The 15,580-nt window shown below is 57.8% G+C and carries 16 protein-coding genes and 1 riboswitch; of the genes, 5 read left to right on the top strand and 11 right to left on the bottom strand.

Features of this window, described 5'->3' with window-relative positions:
* Nucleotides 1-247: 247 nt before the first annotated feature.
* A riboswitch (cobalamin riboswitch) is annotated at nt 248-498 on the bottom strand.
* A gap of 143 nt (nt 499-641) precedes the next feature.
* On the top strand, nt 642-1,865 hold the full coding sequence (locus ACIROY_RS19790; protein ID WP_402343529.1) for an ABC transporter substrate-binding protein: 1,224 nt from the start codon (nt 642-644) through the stop codon (nt 1,863-1,865).
* Nucleotides 1,866-1,875: 10 nt separating this feature from the next.
* Here ACIROY_RS19790 and ACIROY_RS19785 read toward each other — a convergent pair whose 3' ends face one another.
* The gene (locus tag ACIROY_RS19785; protein ID WP_402343526.1) at nt 1,876-3,084 is read right to left on the bottom strand and encodes a diguanylate cyclase; all 1,209 of its coding nucleotides are present in this window, start codon (nt 3,082-3,084) and stop codon (nt 1,876-1,878) included.
* Nucleotides 3,085-3,467: 383 nt separating this feature from the next.
* Here ACIROY_RS19785 and ACIROY_RS19780 point away from each other — a divergent pair, with 383 nt between their 5' ends.
* Nucleotides 3,468-5,165 carry a methyl-accepting chemotaxis protein gene (locus ACIROY_RS19780; RefSeq protein WP_402343523.1) on the top strand — a complete coding sequence of 566 codons (1,698 nt, stop codon included), beginning with the start codon at nt 3,468-3,470 and terminating at the stop codon, nt 5,163-5,165.
* A gap of 251 nt (nt 5,166-5,416) precedes the next feature.
* A complete protein-coding gene (locus ACIROY_RS19775; RefSeq protein WP_402343520.1) occupies nt 5,417-5,617 on the top strand; it encodes a hypothetical protein in 201 nt (66 codons plus the stop codon).
* Nucleotides 5,618-5,737: 120 nt separating this feature from the next.
* On the opposite strand, the gene ACIROY_RS19770 is transcribed toward ACIROY_RS19775, so the two are convergent.
* Nucleotides 5,738-6,256, bottom strand: a complete 519-nt coding sequence (locus ACIROY_RS19770) for a YgjP-like metallopeptidase domain-containing protein (RefSeq protein ID WP_402279066.1) — start codon at nt 6,254-6,256, stop codon at nt 5,738-5,740.
* A 100-nt stretch (nt 6,257-6,356) separates the two neighbouring features.
* Here ACIROY_RS19770 and ACIROY_RS19765 point away from each other — a divergent pair, with 100 nt between their 5' ends.
* Entirely contained in the window at nt 6,357-6,605 is a 249-nt protein-coding gene (locus ACIROY_RS19765; RefSeq protein ID WP_053197472.1) for a DUF3297 family protein, read from the top strand.
* Nucleotides 6,606-6,725: 120 nt separating this feature from the next.
* Here the strand turns inward: ACIROY_RS19765 and ACIROY_RS19760 are convergent, their stop codons facing one another.
* The 4 genes from ACIROY_RS19760 to ACIROY_RS19745 form a co-directional block, all read right to left on the bottom strand.
* The gene (locus tag ACIROY_RS19760) at nt 6,726-8,114 is read right to left on the bottom strand and encodes a hypothetical protein (protein WP_402343517.1); all 1,389 of its coding nucleotides are present in this window, start codon (nt 8,112-8,114) and stop codon (nt 6,726-6,728) included.
* Between the two features lie 263 nt (nt 8,115-8,377).
* Nucleotides 8,378-9,121, bottom strand: a complete 744-nt coding sequence (locus ACIROY_RS19755) for an SDR family NAD(P)-dependent oxidoreductase (RefSeq protein WP_402343514.1) — start codon at nt 9,119-9,121, stop codon at nt 8,378-8,380.
* Between the two features lie 203 nt (nt 9,122-9,324).
* Nucleotides 9,325-10,338: a TRAP transporter substrate-binding protein gene (locus ACIROY_RS19750; RefSeq protein ID WP_402343511.1), complete on the bottom strand. Its 1,014-nt coding sequence runs from the start codon at nt 10,336-10,338 to the stop codon at nt 9,325-9,327.
* Between the two features lie 27 nt (nt 10,339-10,365).
* Entirely contained in the window at nt 10,366-11,214 is an 849-nt protein-coding gene (locus ACIROY_RS19745; protein WP_402343508.1) for an alpha/beta fold hydrolase, read from the bottom strand.
* Nucleotides 11,215-11,437: 223 nt separating this feature from the next.
* On the opposite strand from ACIROY_RS19745, the gene ACIROY_RS19740 reads away from it, so the two are divergent.
* On the top strand, nt 11,438-12,364 hold the full coding sequence (locus ACIROY_RS19740) for a LysR family transcriptional regulator (protein ID WP_402343505.1): 927 nt from the start codon (nt 11,438-11,440) through the stop codon (nt 12,362-12,364).
* Between the two features lie 110 nt (nt 12,365-12,474).
* Here ACIROY_RS19740 and ACIROY_RS19735 read toward each other — a convergent pair whose 3' ends face one another.
* The 5 genes from ACIROY_RS19735 to ACIROY_RS19715 form a co-directional block, all read right to left on the bottom strand.
* Nucleotides 12,475-12,780, bottom strand: a complete 306-nt coding sequence (locus tag ACIROY_RS19735) for a hypothetical protein (RefSeq protein ID WP_402343502.1) — start codon at nt 12,778-12,780, stop codon at nt 12,475-12,477.
* 91 nt (nt 12,781-12,871) lie between these two features.
* Nucleotides 12,872-13,825 (bottom strand): hypothetical protein, encoded by a 954-nt coding sequence (locus ACIROY_RS19730; RefSeq protein ID WP_402343499.1) that lies wholly within the window; start codon nt 13,823-13,825, stop codon nt 12,872-12,874.
* Nucleotides 13,826-14,024: 199 nt separating this feature from the next.
* Nucleotides 14,025-14,576: a hypothetical protein gene (locus ACIROY_RS19725; RefSeq protein ID WP_402273854.1), complete on the bottom strand. Its 552-nt coding sequence runs from the start codon at nt 14,574-14,576 to the stop codon at nt 14,025-14,027.
* A gap of 67 nt (nt 14,577-14,643) precedes the next feature.
* Nucleotides 14,644-15,132, bottom strand: a complete 489-nt coding sequence (locus ACIROY_RS19720; RefSeq protein ID WP_402343496.1) for an HAD family hydrolase — start codon at nt 15,130-15,132, stop codon at nt 14,644-14,646.
* Between the two features lie 63 nt (nt 15,133-15,195).
* Complete coding sequence (locus ACIROY_RS19715; protein ID WP_402343493.1) at nt 15,196-15,537, bottom strand: DUF6572 domain-containing protein; 342 nt, start codon at nt 15,535-15,537, stop codon at nt 15,196-15,198.
* Nucleotides 15,538-15,580 lie beyond the last annotated feature (43 nt).

Below are 15,580 nucleotides of genomic sequence, written 5' to 3'. Positions count from 1 at the left end.
GCTTCCCTTTGATGACCGCCATATCCGTGGTGCGTGGTGTATGGTGGCGGTCTGTTTTTGTACGGCGCGCATCCCCGCGCGCTGTGATCAAAGGAAACGGGCAAAACGGTGAGTGAGTGAAGTGCGAAGACGGCGGACGCACGAATGCGGCAAGCGACGACAGCTCTCGCAAACGGAGGCGGTCGAGCGGATGACGGATTCGGTATGCAGTGCGCAGTGCTTCGCAGTTCACGACATACCCCGGCCGCTCGCTTCCATCCGTTCTGGCCGGTATCCGGGCTAACAGGGCCGATCGCCTCGCCTTCCCATGCCTGAAATCTGAAGCGGCACAGTGGACTATGGAGGAAACCTGTCGCGCTACATCAATGCGCGACGCCTGTTTTACCGTTGCGGGGACAGCACACGTTTGCCGCTGCAACAACTAATACACAGCGCGTGTTTCCCGTTTAACTGCGGTCAAGGAATCTGACCGCGAGCACCAAAACTCCGCCATGATACGTGCGCAGATGGCTTCCTGCAATGCGGCCGTCCGGGTCCGCCGTTGCTGACATGCTGAATATTTTCCTTCCTGCAACAAGGACGCGTACAGGTGCAAATTCCCGACGCTCGCTATACTTGTCGTCTTTACCGGGAAGGACACCATGAATTCGCGACTCCGCTTTACGAACATACTGCAGTTCACCGCCGTTGCGGCGGCGCTGGCCACCGCAGGTTTTTCCGGCAACGCCGCAGCGCAAGCCACCATCAAGATCGGCGAGATCAACAGCTACAAGGCGCAGCCGGCTTTCCTCGAGCCGTACCGCCAGGGCTGGGAAATGGCGCTGGAAGAAGTCAACGCCGCAGGCGGCGTGCTCGGCAAGAAGCTGGAAGTGATTTCGCGCGACGACAACGGCAATCCGGGCGACTCGGTACGCGTGGCCGAAGAGCTGGTCAAGCGCGAACAGGTGTCGCTTCTGTTCGGCGGCTTCCTGTCCAACACCGGTCTGGCGCTGACCGACTACGCCAAGCAGCGCAAGATATTCTTCCTCGCGGCCGAACCGCTGACCGACAAGATCGTCTGGCACAACGGCAACAAGTACACCTATCGTTTGCGTCCTTCGACCTACATGCTGGTGGCGTCGCTGGTCAAGGATGCCGCCAAGCTCAAGAAGAAGCGCTGGGCCATCGTCTATCCGAATTATGAATACGGCCAATCCGCCGTCGCCAGCTTCAAGACGCTGATGAAGGCGGCGCAGCCGGACATCGAATTCGTCGCCGAGCAGGCGGCGCCGCTGGGCAAGATCGACGCCGGCGCGGTCACGCAAGCCCTGGCGGACGCCAAGCCGGATGCGATCTTCAACGTGCTGTTCGCGACCGACCTCGGCAAGTTCGTGCGCGAAGGCAATACACGCGGTCTGTTTGAAGGACGCGAAGTGGTGTCGCTGCTGTCGGGCGAGCCGGAATACCTCGACCCGCTGCGCGCGGAAGCGCCCAGCAACTGGCTCGTGACCGGCTACCCGTGGTACGCCATCAATACGCCCGAGCACAAGAAATTCGTCGACGCCTATCGCAAGAAATACAATGACTATCCACGCAACGGTTCGCTGGTCGGTTACAGCGCGCTGATGTCGATTGCGGCCGGGCTGAAGAAAGCCGGCAGCGCCGATTCGGACAAACTGGCGGCAGCGTTTTCAGGTCTGAAGGTGGAGACGCCGGTGGCGACCATCACCTACCGCGCGCAGGATCACCAGTCGACGCTGGGTGCTTTCGTCGGCCGCACCGGCGTCAAGGACGGCAAGGGCATCATGAGCAGCTTCGTGTACGTCGACGGCGCCAGCCTGCAACCATCGGACGCGGAAGTGAAGAAGCTGCGCGCCGCCGATTGATCAGGCAGCGTCAGGCCCGCACCACATTCCTGCCGGCGTTTGCCGGCAGTTTTGTTTCCGGCTGTATTTCTTCCATCGCCACCCGGTTTCGGCCGCCATTCTTGGCGACGTACAGAGCGCGGTCGGCGCGCGCGTTGAGGCGGTCGGGACTGTCGTCGCGTCGCGCAAAGGCGACCCCGATGCTGATACTGTAGCGGCAGGCGCCGAACTGGCCCGACACGATCTGGGCTTCCGCCTGTGCGCGCAGCGACTCCGCCATGGCAGCGGCATCGGCTGCGCTTGTGGCCGGCAACAGCAAGCCGAATTCTTCTCCGCCCAGTCGCCCCAGCGCATCACCCGGCCGCATGACGCCGCGCGCCATCTGCACGAAGGCGCGCAATACGTCGTCGCCGCCGGCGTGGCCATGGGTGTCGTTGATGCGCTTGAAATGATCCAGGTCGATCAGCAGCAGCACCGGCGGCGCTGTCGGCTGTATCGGCTGCCCTCCCGCCAGCAAATCGCGCGCGATGGTTTCGAAGCGTTTGCGCGTGAGCGCACCGGTCAGGTGGTCGTGGTTGAGCGCGTGTTCGACCTTGGCCAGCATGGCGTCATGCACGATCATCACCGCGATCATCGTCAGCGTCGGCATGACTACCGCGCCGACGGTCAGCAAGCTGATGTTCCAGACACTGTTGAGCATGGCCAGCGATTCGTCCGGCGCCAGCGTCAGGAAGTACAGGCCGCGCACCAATTGCGTCGCCGCGAACAGGAAGGCCATCAGCGCCGCGAACCAGAAATTATATGGACTGCGATCGCGCGGGCGATGGCGCAGCAGGATCACGCCGACGGCAGTACAGATGATGGCGTTGAAGCTCGTGGAGGCGGCAACGCGCAGCGGCAGGTTGGCGTCGACGTAGCGCCACACGACCATGGCGACGCCGACCAGCGCCACGCCGGCCAGCATCTGCTTCCACCGCGTCGGGCGGCCGAGAAGACGCGCGCAGCCGGCGTAATAGAAGGCGCCCGCCAGCGACACGATGACGTTGGCAACGACGATGGAAATGGCATCGGGAATTGTATTGCGCAAGGCCAGCAACGGAAGCGACACCACCATTGCCAGGTTGGCGAAAAACCATTCGCGCACACCCGCCACCGGTGAACGCAGCAGGGATCCCAGCACCAGCAGCATCGCCACGCTGAACAGGGCGGTCGTGGTGAGAATCGAGACAACGGTCAGCATGGCGCGCAATGAAATCAAACAGGAACGTATTGTAATGCGCAAGGCCCGGCCGGCGGCGGTCGATGATTTCTTTGCATAAAGTGTCGGCAGAGCAGCGCGCGCAGGCATTCATTGCTCTTTCTTGTATTTTTGCAAAAAGATTTCTGACCATTTCTGCCAGTCCAACCTCATTTCCACCTGGAAATCCGGCGCTAATCCAGCACTGGAAAGGGTCGTGTATAAAAACTATTGAACTGATGAAAACTATCAATTTTTACTATTCATTGATATTCCCTAAGATTGCGTCAGCTAGCGGTTGTTGTGCACCGCAAGATGCGAACAACCGCCAAAACAAGATAAAAAGCGCCGACTCCGGACGGCGTACAACCTCAGGGAGCATCACCATGAACCAATCGCCACGGCCTGCCATCAGCGTCGCAGCCCGCCTCGGAATCAGCTTCGCCATCGTGTTGGCCATGATGGTGGCGCTCACCGTGCTCAGCATCATGAAGGTCAATGCCATCGAAGGCAGCCTGAGCACCATCAGCGACGACAACAACGTCAAGCAGCGTTACGCGATCAACTTCCGCGGCAGCGTGCACGATCGCGCCATCGCATTGCGCGACCTGACCCTGGTGGGCGACGCCGAAGTCAAGGACGTCACCGGCCTGATCAGCAAACTGGACAACGACTACCAGCAATCGGCGCAACCGCTGGACGCTATCTTCTCCGGTGAAAAAGGCAAGAACATCCGCGCCGAAGAACGCGCCGACCTCGCCGCCATCAAGGCCATCGAAGCGCGCGCCATGCCGCTGGTGCAACGCATAATCGTCGCCCGCACCTCGGGTGATACCGAGGGCGCCCGCCAGATCATGCTGCAGCAAGGCAAGCCGGCTTTCGTCGAATGGCTGGCGTCGATCAACAAGTTCATCGACCTGCAAGAACAGATGACCCAGGCTGAATCGGCCCGTGCACGCAACCTGGCGCACGGCTTCCAGGCGCTGATGTTGGTCCTGCTGGCGATTGCCATGGCCACCGGCGTCGTGCTGGCGACATTGATCACCCGTCACATCCGCCGCGCACTTGGCGCCGAACCGGCACAAGTCAAGGAACTGGCCTTCGCAGTCGACCGCGGTGAGCTCTACCACGCCATCGAGCAGGACAAGGATCTCGGCAAGGGACGCGACAGCATCATGGCTGCGTTGTCGGAAATGAGCAGCAACCTGCGCCGCACCGTCGCTGAAGTACGCGACGCCGCCAGCGACGTCACCGAGATCAGCGCCCAGATCGCCGAAGGCAATCGCGACCTCGCAGCACGCACCGAAGACCAGGCCGCTTCGCTGGAAGAAACCGCCTCGGCGATGGAGCAACTGACCTCCACCGTCAAGCAGAACGACGACAACGCCAAGCAAGCCAACCAATTGGCGCGCAATGCTTCCGCAATCGCCATGCAGGGCGGCGCGATCGTGGGCCAGGTGGTGCACACCATGGATTCCATCAATACATCCTCGCGCAAGATCGTCGACATCATCGGCGTGATTGACGGCATCGCGTTCCAGACCAATATCCTGGCGCTGAACGCCGCAGTGGAAGCCGCACGTGCTGGTGAACAAGGCCGCGGCTTCGCCGTGGTCGCCACCGAAGTGCGCAGCCTGGCGCAACGCAGCTCGGCCGCCGCCAAGGAAATCAAGTCGCTCATCGATGACTCGGTTGAGAAGGTCGACACCGGCGCCGCGCTGGTCGGCCAGGCCGGCGAAACCATGGAGCAGATCGTCGCCAGCGTGAAGCACGTCACCGACGTGGTCGGCGAAATCTCCGCCGCCAGCCACGAGCAAAGCATCGGCATCGAAGAAGTGCACCGCGCCATCGCGTTGATGGACCAGGTCACGCAGCAGAACGCCGCCCTGGTGGAACAAGCCAGCGCCGCCGTCAGCACATTGCAGGACCAGGCCGGCAGGCTGAACCAGGCAGTCGGCGTGTTCAGCCTGGAAGATCCGGCGCTGTCCGGCTCCGCCCGCATCGTGCCGCTGCGTCCGCTGGGCGTCGACGCCAACGTGGTCAACCCGGCTTTGCAGATCAGGGATGAACGCCGCAGCGCCTGATGCTTCAGGCAGATCGCAAGGAAAAAAGCCCGCGCATGCGGGCTTTTTTTTGGGGGGCTGACGCTCGGCCCCCGGTCGCCTGGGGCAAGGTGAGCATGGTTGCGCGCCACCGGCTGCCGCGTTCTCATGGAGGCAACATCATTGCCCTTCGGAAATCAGGATTTGACTGATATGCCGACTACATTCTGATGAGTATGATTGATTCAAATGCAGCGTTTCCTACCGCAACATTCGACCGAAAGGATTCAATCATGGGCTCCAGCATCAGCTTGACCAGCATCGGAATCATTCTTCTCGACGTGCTCCTCGTGTGGGCCTGTTTTTCGGTCGACAAGCATCTGAAATTCCTCGACGCCGAAGATCAGCGGGCCGAGGAAGAAGACGACCATCGCCTGCGTCTGATTCCCATTTTCAAGGACCTGTCGCAGCATGGTCGCGACGCCCATATTTAGAGCGCGTCGCTCACTGACTCAGATACCGTATCTCCTCGCAGCCCGACACGGCTGCCTCGCCCGCAACCGGCCCATGCCGGTGGCGGGCTTTTTTATTCGCGCATCTCTGCGTGAGCGTCTTTATTTCTCCGCACCCCACAGGCGTCGTCCGGAATTGTCCAGCTCCGTGAGGTACAGGCGCATGTCGAATTCGTATTGATGGTAGTTGGGCTCCATGTACGAACAGAGTTTGTAGAACGCCTTGTCGTGTTCTTTCTCTTTTATATGCGCCAGCTCGTGGACGGCGATCATGCGCAGGAATTCAATCGGCGCGTCCTTGAACAAGGCGGCGACGCGAATTTCATGTTTGGCCTTCAGTTTTCCACCCTGGATACGTGAAATCGACGTGTGCATTCCCAGCGCGTGATTGATCACGTGAATCTTGCTGTCATACCCGACCTTGTTGATCGGTTCGGCATTGCGCAGGAACTCGGTTTTGAGATCCTGGACATACTGGTAAAGCGACTTGTCGGTGCGCAGATCATGCGCCTTCGGGTAACGCTTCATCAGCACCTCGCGCAGGCGATCCTGCGCCAGCAACTGCGAAACTTGCTCGCGTGTTTGTTCGGAATAAGCGTTCAGGTATTTCAGTGATGACATGAGGAGAAAAATTGAAGGAAAGCAATGCAGCCGCTCTGGCGCCACCCGACAAGAAAACAAAAAATTGTTTTGCGCAATCTTATCGTCGATAATTATGGGCATGAACGATACTACACAACGCCCCCCACTCCCTGATCGGCTCTCGATCGATCCGCGCAGCCCTTACTTCAATGCCGCCATCTTTGAACACGAAGTCGGCATCAGGCTCAACGACAAAGAGCGTACCGACGTCGACGAATACTGCATCAGCGAAGGATGGATCAAGGTCCCCGCCGGCAAAGCGCTCGATCGCAAAGGCAATCCCTTGCTGACGAAGGTCAAAGGCAAGGTCGAAGCTTTCTACAAGTAAAGAGACTTTTTCAATTCATCGTTATTGACGTCCTCACCAGCGTGCAAGGGCACGTGCACTTCGGTTTTCCCGAAAGTGCATGTGCCCTTTTTGCTGTGGCTCCGCAAGAGCGCGGGTAACTCAGAACTTGGTGGCGATGCCCAGTCCCCACTTGCGCTCGGCGTCGCCCGTGTCCGGCAGCAGGCCGTTCGAATAATCGAGGCTCAGACCCACGTTCTGGTTGAAGTTGTAGGTCAGCGCGCCCTTCCAGTAATGGATGCTGCGCGAACCCTGCAAGGCCTTGAGGCCGGTATAGGTGGTGGTGAAGTCGAATGGCAGCTTCGGATTGGTCGAGGCCAGCGTGAAGCCCGCCTGTGCGCCCAGGCGGATGAAGTCCTGGTGCTGTTCGTAGACCGCCGCTTCGCCGCGGTCGAGATACGTACCGTTGCGGCTTTGGCCGACCAGGATGGGCTTGAAGGCGAGGCCGTTGTTCCAGCGGATGAAATCGTTGAGGATGCCGGGGCGCACCATCGTGTAGGTAAAGTTGATGGTCAGCAGGCGGCTGCCATCGGAACTGTTGACGAGGTAGTCCGGCCGCGCCGTCAGGTCTTCGGTATTGGCTGACCCCGGATGGGCGAAGTGGAATGACGAGAGCACGCCGGCCTGGCCGGTACGGGTGGTGTCCACCGTGATGGCGCCGCCGTTGTAGTTGGTGATGCGGTTCTGCTTGAAGCCGACGTAAGGCACCGCCTCGTAGGTGCTGCCGTTGCCGTCCATGGGACGCTTGTCGAAAGAATACCCGGTGAACACCACGATATCGTTGGTGCGCGATTGCGCCACGTCGTCATTGGCCAGCGTCAGGTGGGCGCGGTCGACCGATGCATACGCAGCCTGGTTGCTGCGATCGATGGACAGCTGATCGGGGTTGCCGCGAACGCGCACCGGATCCATCCAGCTTGGTTCATGCGACGTCGGCGTTGCCGGCGCTGCGGTACCGGCGGATGCGGATGCGGGAGCGGCTGCAGGAGCCGCTGCGGCCGCCCCGGCAGCCGGCGCGGCGGTCATGACGGCGGCCGACGCAGCATGCGGCAGCTTGAGCTGCGCGTCGCTCTGGACGCAGGTCAGGCTGCTTTGATTGTCGGCGTCGAAGAAGGTGTTGGCATCGGCGCCACCGGTCGGCTTGAATTGAGCGTCCTTGCCATCCAGCAGATTCTGCAGGTCGTCAGCAATGTGGTCGGCGTTGCAACTGTCGCCTTTGCATGCGCCGCCCGACGGTTTTTCGGCGGCGCGTTTCTTGAGCAGCCATGACGCCAGCGCCCGGTAGGACGACAGCGGCGCCGGATGTTCACCCACCGCCAGGTAGGCGGTGCTCACCGGATAAGCGGCCAGCAGGCGCGCCGCCAGCTTTTCCTTGTCCACCTTCAGATCGGCGGCGCAGAGCGCCGCGGCGTCGGCTGCCAGAGCCAGGGGCGCAGCGCCGGAAGCGGACAGCAGCAGGAGCGCCGCCAGCGATTGCATTCGTCTTCGCATTGATAACCTTGTCGTCTTTGAAATAGTGGCATTGACCGATCTTCCGGCCAAAAGCAGGTATGAACGCGTCACACCGAAGAATGTTCAATGCCAATTGAAAATTTATGGGAACGACCAGGTTTGCCTGGCCTGCACGGCGGGCGCGCGGCCGCTCACGTCGCAGCGGCATGAGCAGAAGCAGGGTAGGGGGCAGGGGTGGTGGGCAGGCGGACAAAGACAGTCTCTGACGAATCGTGACTGATCCAGCCCTGAGCCCATTGCGCTCACGTCAAATTCAGGCCGCCATCTGCAAGCAATATCTCGCCGGTAAGGTAATCGCTCTCCACCAGCATCATCACCAACTGGGCGATGTCTTCCGGAGCGGCAGCTCTGCGCATGGGCGAGCGGGTGCGCCACAGCTCTTGCGCGGCAACCCATTCGGCGGTGAGCGGCGTATCCACCAATCCGGGAGCAATCGCATTGACCCGGATGTCCGGCGCGAGGGAGAGGGCCAGCAATTTCGTGACGTGATTCAGCGCCGCTTTGGTCGCCGCATAGGGAATCGATGCACCTTTTGGACGAACGCCGGCATGCGAACTGATATTGACAACGCAAGCGGGGCGGCCTGAGGTTGCGGCATTGCGGAGCGCCGTTTCCGCCAGCGCGGTCAGGTGGAACGGCGCGATCAGGTTCACTTCATTCAATTCGCGCCAGATGGCTGAGTTGGCTGCCATGAGATCATCGTGAGGGACGACGCGGCTGATGCCTGCGTTGTTGACCAGGACGTCGAGACGCCCCCAGCGGGCAACAGCTTCGGCGACGAGTCGTTCCCGGTCGGAGTCGACCGAGAGATCCGCCTGGACGTAGAAGGCGGCAGGCAATTCCTCCGCAATTTTCCTTCCCGCGTCAGATGATGCCCTCGAGTGAATCACGACGGCAAAGCCGTTCTGAGAAAACTTCCGGGCGATGGCGGCCCCAATGCCCGAGGTTGATCCGGTGACCAGCGCGACAGGCAAATTGGTTTTCATGACGGTTGAGGAAAGGATTGATAACGGAACACAGGATAGCAAGTTCCGGTGTCTTCGCGGCGCAAGCAAGTGGCAGTGTGCCGGGAAAAAAAGGCACATCGCAAGCGACATGCCTGGTCAACGCCGGGGCGCTGTCGTGATTGATCGCAGCTGGCCACCGGGCGCGATGCGGAGGATGGCGCCGGCATCGAAGAGATCCGCAGTCAGGCCAGCTTTCCCGTGGTGGCTTCCAGCAGGGACCATGCTTCGTCGCCCATGCGGCGTTTCCATTCGCCGTAAAAGCCGGCGTGACGCAATTTCTCCTGAAACGGCGCCCGGTCGACCTTCGTGAACTGGACCCCTTTGGTCGCCAGGTTGCCGGCGAGTTCGCCATTCAGCTTTTCGACATCGGTGCGCTGTTTCACCGCCGCCTCGTTGAATACCTTGACGACGATATCGCGCGACGATGCCGGTAGCGACTCGAATGACTTCCTGTTGGCGACGGTCCAGAAGCCGTCCCACATGTGGTTGGTGTAAGAGACGTATTTGGAGATCTCATACATTTTGGAGAAGTAGATGGTCGCCAGCGCATTCTCGATACCGTCCGCCATCCGGGTTTGCAGTGCAGAATAAGTCTCGGCCCAAGGAATCGACACCGGCGCGGAGCCAAGCGACTTGAACAACGATGTCCACAAAGGGCTGGGCGGGACGCGGATTTTGAAGGCTCTCAGGTCGTCCGGCGTGCGAATGGGTTTGGACGACGACAGGACCTGGCGGAAGCCGTTGTCCCACATCTTGTCGAACGCAATCAGGTTGGACTTCAGGAAGGCCGCCTGGATGTTTTTCCCCAAGGGACCGTCCATCGCCTGCCATACCTTTGCATAGTCGGAGAAGGCGAAGCCGATACCGTTGATGGCGGCCACCGGGACCAGCGATCCCAGGATCAGCCCCGACTGGACGAAAATGTCGATCGCGCCGGCCCGCACCTGCGACAACATGTCCGCATCCGTACCGAGCTGGCTGGACGGAAAAATGCCGATCTCGACCTGGCCATTGGTCTGCTCCCTGATCCTGGCGCTCGCCTCCGTCAGCCGTATATTGAGCGGGTGATCGGCCGGCATGATGTTGGCGCATTTCATCTTGAATTGCGCCTGCCCCCAGACCAGCGAAGGGAAGGCGATTGAAGCGCCGGCGGCGGCTGCGCCGGTAAGGATGAGCTTGCGTCGGTTGATGTCCATGTCTGTCTCCTCGTTTTCGTTTTGTGCTCAGTTTTCGGCAAAAAAATTCAGGAGCTCGTTGGCAATGAACTCCGGTTGTTCTTCCGTGACCCAATGGCCGGCGTCGGGAATCAATCCGCCCCGCACATCTTCCGCAACGCGTTGCAGGGATTCCAGCGTTTCCATCCCGCGACCGAATCCTCTGGCGCCGCCAAGCGCCAGCACCGGCATCTGCAACTTTCCGTCCTTCTGCAGCATCACCTGGTTGTCTTCGGCATCCTGAGGAAGTGCGCGATAGAAGGAATACATCGCCCGCATCGCGCCCGGTTTGACATAAGTGCGCAGGTATTCCCTGCGGTCCTCTTCGCTGATGCAGTTCGGCCGGTAGCCGTAGTTTTCGAAGAACCAGTTGATGATCAGATGTTCCCGGTCCTGGAACAGCGCTTCCGGAAGATCCGGTGTGCGAAAGAGCGCGTGGTGCCAACGTCGGCCGTTCTGCGAAAAGTCGGCGCCGTCGCCGGGAATCGCCACGTCCAGAATCGCCAGCTTCTTCACTGCATCCCGATGCTGCGCCGCCAGCGAAAAAGCGGTCGGTCCACCCCAGTCATGTCCGACCAGATGGAAGGCGTCGATACCCAGTTTCTTCAGCAAGCGCCATACGTCATTCGACACGGTCTTCTTGTCGTAGCCGGCGGCTGGCCGGGACGAGTCGCCCAGGCCTCGTAAATCGGGCGCGATCACGCGATAGTGCTGCGCCAGGTGAGGCATCACATACCGCCATTCATGGGAGGTCTGCGGAATGCCATGCAGCAAAACGACGGGGAAGCCGCTGCCGGCCATGAGGTAGTGCAGCGTGACCTCGTCGAGGTCGGCAAAATGCTGAGTGATGTTCGTCACATTGTCTCCGGGGCAAAACAAAATAAGGATCTTCAGAGATCGCTGAATAAACATTCGGCGTGCTGTCGATGACAGTTTTTGCGCGGCCTCTGTCTGTGAAAATTTTTCTTCTTGCCGCTTTTTCTTAAAAAGTGATAATCATCATAGTTTGCAAATTTTGCATTTGCTACAGACGAAAACGGAAGATGGTTATGCAAATATGGATAGCCATGGGAGATAAAAAATGAGCAATTTCGATTGGGATGATTTCAGGGTATTTCTTGCCGCAGCGCGCACCCAGTCGGGGCTCGAGGCGTCCCACCTGCTGAAGATGAGTCAGTCGACCGTTTCGCGGCGACTGGGAAAACTGGAAAAGGACGTCGGCGCGAAGCTCTTCGATCGCAGCGCCCAGGGGCTGCGTCTGACCACGGCCGGACATCATCTTTTGGAGCACGCCGAGAAGCTCGAAAGCACGCTGTCCGTGATCGAGTCGCAGGTCTCCCAGGGCGATCGCATGGAGCTGAGCGGAGAGATCAGGATCGGCGCCACGGAAGCCTTCGGCACCTTCTTCCTGATGCCGCACCTCGCCAATTTCTGCCAGCGCCATCAGGCCGTGAACATGGATGTCCTGCCGCTGCCGCGATCGCTGAATATTTCAAAAAGGGAAGTCGATACCTCGGTCGCGCTGGACCGCCCCAGGACCAACAGTTTTGTCACCAGGAAGCTGGGCGAGTACCGCCTGCTGCCCTATGCAAGCCGCGAGTACCTGGAGCACCATTCGCCGATCAGGCGCGTCGAGGATTTTCAGGATCACCGCTGGATCGATTTCGTGGATGACCTTCTGTTCTCGCCGCAACAATTCCATTTGCACAAATGGAGTTCATCGCTGCCGCGTTGCCTGCGCAGCACCAGCGTCGTCGCGCAGGCGCAAGCGGTAAAAGCGGGGCTGGGAATCGCCATCATTCCCTGCTTCCTCGGCAGCGTGACGGACGACCTGGTGCCGATCCTGCCGGACAAGGTCGACATCACCCGCTCGCTGTGGCTGGTCGCGCCGCCCGAGCGCCGCGAACTGGCGCGCATCCGGGCGCTCTGGGACTACGTGCGCGATATTGCCGAGCTCAATGCAGACTATCTCGATGGGAAAACAACGGAGATGACCTGGTTGAAATAGCCGGGTTGCACGCTCGTTCAGGGATACCCTGCGACCAGTCGTCTGGACTGCCGCCAGGTTCAGAACTGCTATTCGGGCTTATGTCCGCAACTGGCCGATTGCGGACCTCTCTAAGTAGCTTTGCGGAAGAAATACCACGCCACGAGCAGTAGAAGAATTGCCACTACTGAACACTGAATCATGAATACAGCATCGGGGCCAAGCAGCGGCTTATCCAAGGAAACGCTGGCAGGGTCTCTATACTCTAAAAAGCCAGATGTGCCCGGGCCGAAGGTGAGTGCCACGAAGGCATAGATGATATTAAGGACCACGGTCGAGAGAATGACAAACAACCATGGTCGATTGAGGCTGTTCCAAGTGACGCACGAGAAGCCTATTGCAAGCACGGATGGCAAGGCGATGAACAGAAAGAACATGAATCCCCTTTTTTTATTTAGGTATTTGGCTGCTTCTGGCCGGAAGCCGACATGCAGGCTATCGGAACACTAGATGACAATGAGCGAAAAACTACGCCGAAATAGCACTCTCGCCAAGCTTCTTCAACACGAACTTTCCGCGTTCAGCCACTGACGACGAGTCATCTTCGGCGAAGCGGCGAGCCAGAGCGAGCGAGGGGATTCCAGGCGTATTCATTTCCCTGACGAGGGCCTCTGAGGCTACACCTCGTACGATTGACGATCGGTCCGATGCGGCTGCATTCAAGACGTCCAGCAGTACAGGTGCAATCGTCAGCAGCCTTGTTCCATGGATTTTTTCCACTCGGCCTTCGCAGTACCTCACATCCGTCCATCTCCAACGAGCCCCCTCGACCCATGTTGCCTCCCCGAGTAGTAGCACTCTATAGGCCTTCGCACGTACGGCAGGTTGAACTGCGCGCATAGCAATTTCCGTCAAATGCTCGTCTAGAGTGGAAGTTCTTAAAATTTGAGCAAAGACCTGAGGCATTGGCCCGATTGGAGATGAAATCACTCGATCCATGAGTTCTGAAGCAACTCCTCTAATGGCGATGAGATTTAGGATCGTTTGACTGTCAGACTCATCCATACGCCCCCAGGAAGACCACGCCGGGAGTAAGGCACATATTGCATCAGCTACATGTTTGGGGTTAGTCACCCTCGCAATTTCTGGAACAGTCTCTCTGGCGGCGCTTCTGACTTGCGCAACCCAGTCGTTTAGGCGCCGGGCAGCTAATGCAAAGAAGAAGCCATTGGGTGCGGCGTCGGCTAGCGTGCGTAAAGTGCGTTCACGGGTATAACCATTGGCATCAACCAAGTCAATCCAACTCAGAATTCGGGCACGCTCTACGCTCTCTGCGGAAGTTGAGAAGAGCGACCACCACTTGGCCTTTTTAGTAGTGGCAAGCGTATGTTTTACGAATGAGAGTTCGCGACGGATTACGTATTCCCAGCGAGCCATATTTGATGACGGCAAGAGAGATGTCAGGCGAACGAGTTCGGCCATGAGGACGGTTCGCTCGTTAGCTAGGTTTGACGAGGTAGCGAAAGTTCTGACGCTAATCCGCAACTCCTCTTCGATAAGCGAATATTCTCTACCGAGAGTCAAATGTGTTTTCCTTATTTAAGAAATGTTGCCTTGGAAGTAACTCAATGGAGATGCCCGCTTCTGGCCGGTTGCGGACGTAGATTGATAAGATGAAAGGCTAGAAACCTCGCCCTTCACTGTAGATGAGTGGAAGAAATTTCGAAAGACATCCAGGCATCTCGGTAATTCGCTCTTGTACGGATTTCTCCTTTAAGCAGGCAAATGACTGGTTTATCTTTAGGAAGCGAATTCGAAGCCCCTCCACCTCACAATCAAATGCCGCTTGGCGGGCATCTAATGCCAGAGTGCCGGCCAAACCGCATTCGGAACTGTTGTAAGTTACCCATGTCTTTTGCGCAAAATTCAGGTCGGAAATGACCCTATCGTAGTACGAGGCCATCACTTCAGAATCAGCACTTTGCATTTCTTGCAGAAGAACTTGAAGTCGCTCATAGGCGGACGTCATTAGAAATTCATATTTCTCTTTTCGTTCAAGCGGACTTAGCCATCCGCAGATGCCATCATCAGTCTCTACATATTCGCATCGACCATGGCCATCTATTCTTTCTGATATCTGCTGCGCATTACTAACACCGTCCCCTGAGCAGAAAAAAACGATTAGGGAGCAAGAAAATAATTTGGCCAGCGATCTAAATGGAGGTTGATGCATGTCTTGATCTTTAAAAATGGCTATCTGATTCCAAGTTGAGTGGCTGCTGCTGGCCGATTGCGGCCATCTACACAGCCAGTTCTCCTAGCTTTGCTATGACCGAGTGCAATTCTTTATCTTCCTGGTCACCGTGAAATGGCTTAACAACGAGGTGAGAACGAGGTTGTCGTTGAATTTTCTCAGGGCTGTCATCGACAATAACAATTTCCTCTACTTGATAGCCATGCTTCATTACCTTCCGAAGGTCTTTGATGTGCACATAGCCATTGGTGCGGGAGTCTACTTTTTGCACACATTTCTGCACATCCCAGCGAAAGAGAAGAACATGTTGTTCTCCAAAAAGTGCATTACTTATAAACTCAACGTATTCAGGGCTTGCGGAAGACCATACTGCGACTGAGAATTTCGCGGATGCGAATTTAACTAGGTCAGCCGCATATGGTCGAATGTAGATGAAATAGTCAGCAAATCTCAAATCAGCAGACTGCGCCAAGGGCTCCAAGCACGCATGAACTAACGTCTCGTCCAAATCAAATATAACTAGCTTAACGGGCATAGCATTCGGTAATTGGTTCTCAGATTTAATTGCGTATTCTGGCCGATTGCGGGCCTAAAGATATTAACCGACGTCGTCAATGTACCCTTGGCCGGCATGCGTATATTGCAGTACCGAGCCATACTCCTTCGCCACCAAAAGAGCGGCGTCAAGAAAACGTAGGGCTTCATCAGTAGGTCGAAAGTGGCAATATATCTCAATGACGAAAGGTCGGCCCTTGGCTGCGGGATAGGCTTCGAAAATTTCCCCTGACTCAATAAATCCAAGATAGCGATTTATTTTCTCCTCGAGCAATAGCAGGCTATCCCTACCCCATGGCATATGGGCAAAGATGCTGAGGACAACACTCCCGGTTTCTTTGTCGATACCGACAGCATCAATGACCGAGGAGTTTTCTATTGTCATATTAAGAACTCATGAAGCATGAACGTCTGTTCTTGGCCGATTG

It is taken from the genome of Herbaspirillum sp. NPDC101396, assembly GCF_044767365.1.
In the GTDB taxonomy this organism is placed as follows: domain Bacteria; phylum Pseudomonadota; class Gammaproteobacteria; order Burkholderiales; family Burkholderiaceae_D; genus Herbaspirillum.
This window is presented reverse-complemented; position numbering and strand designations above follow the sequence as displayed.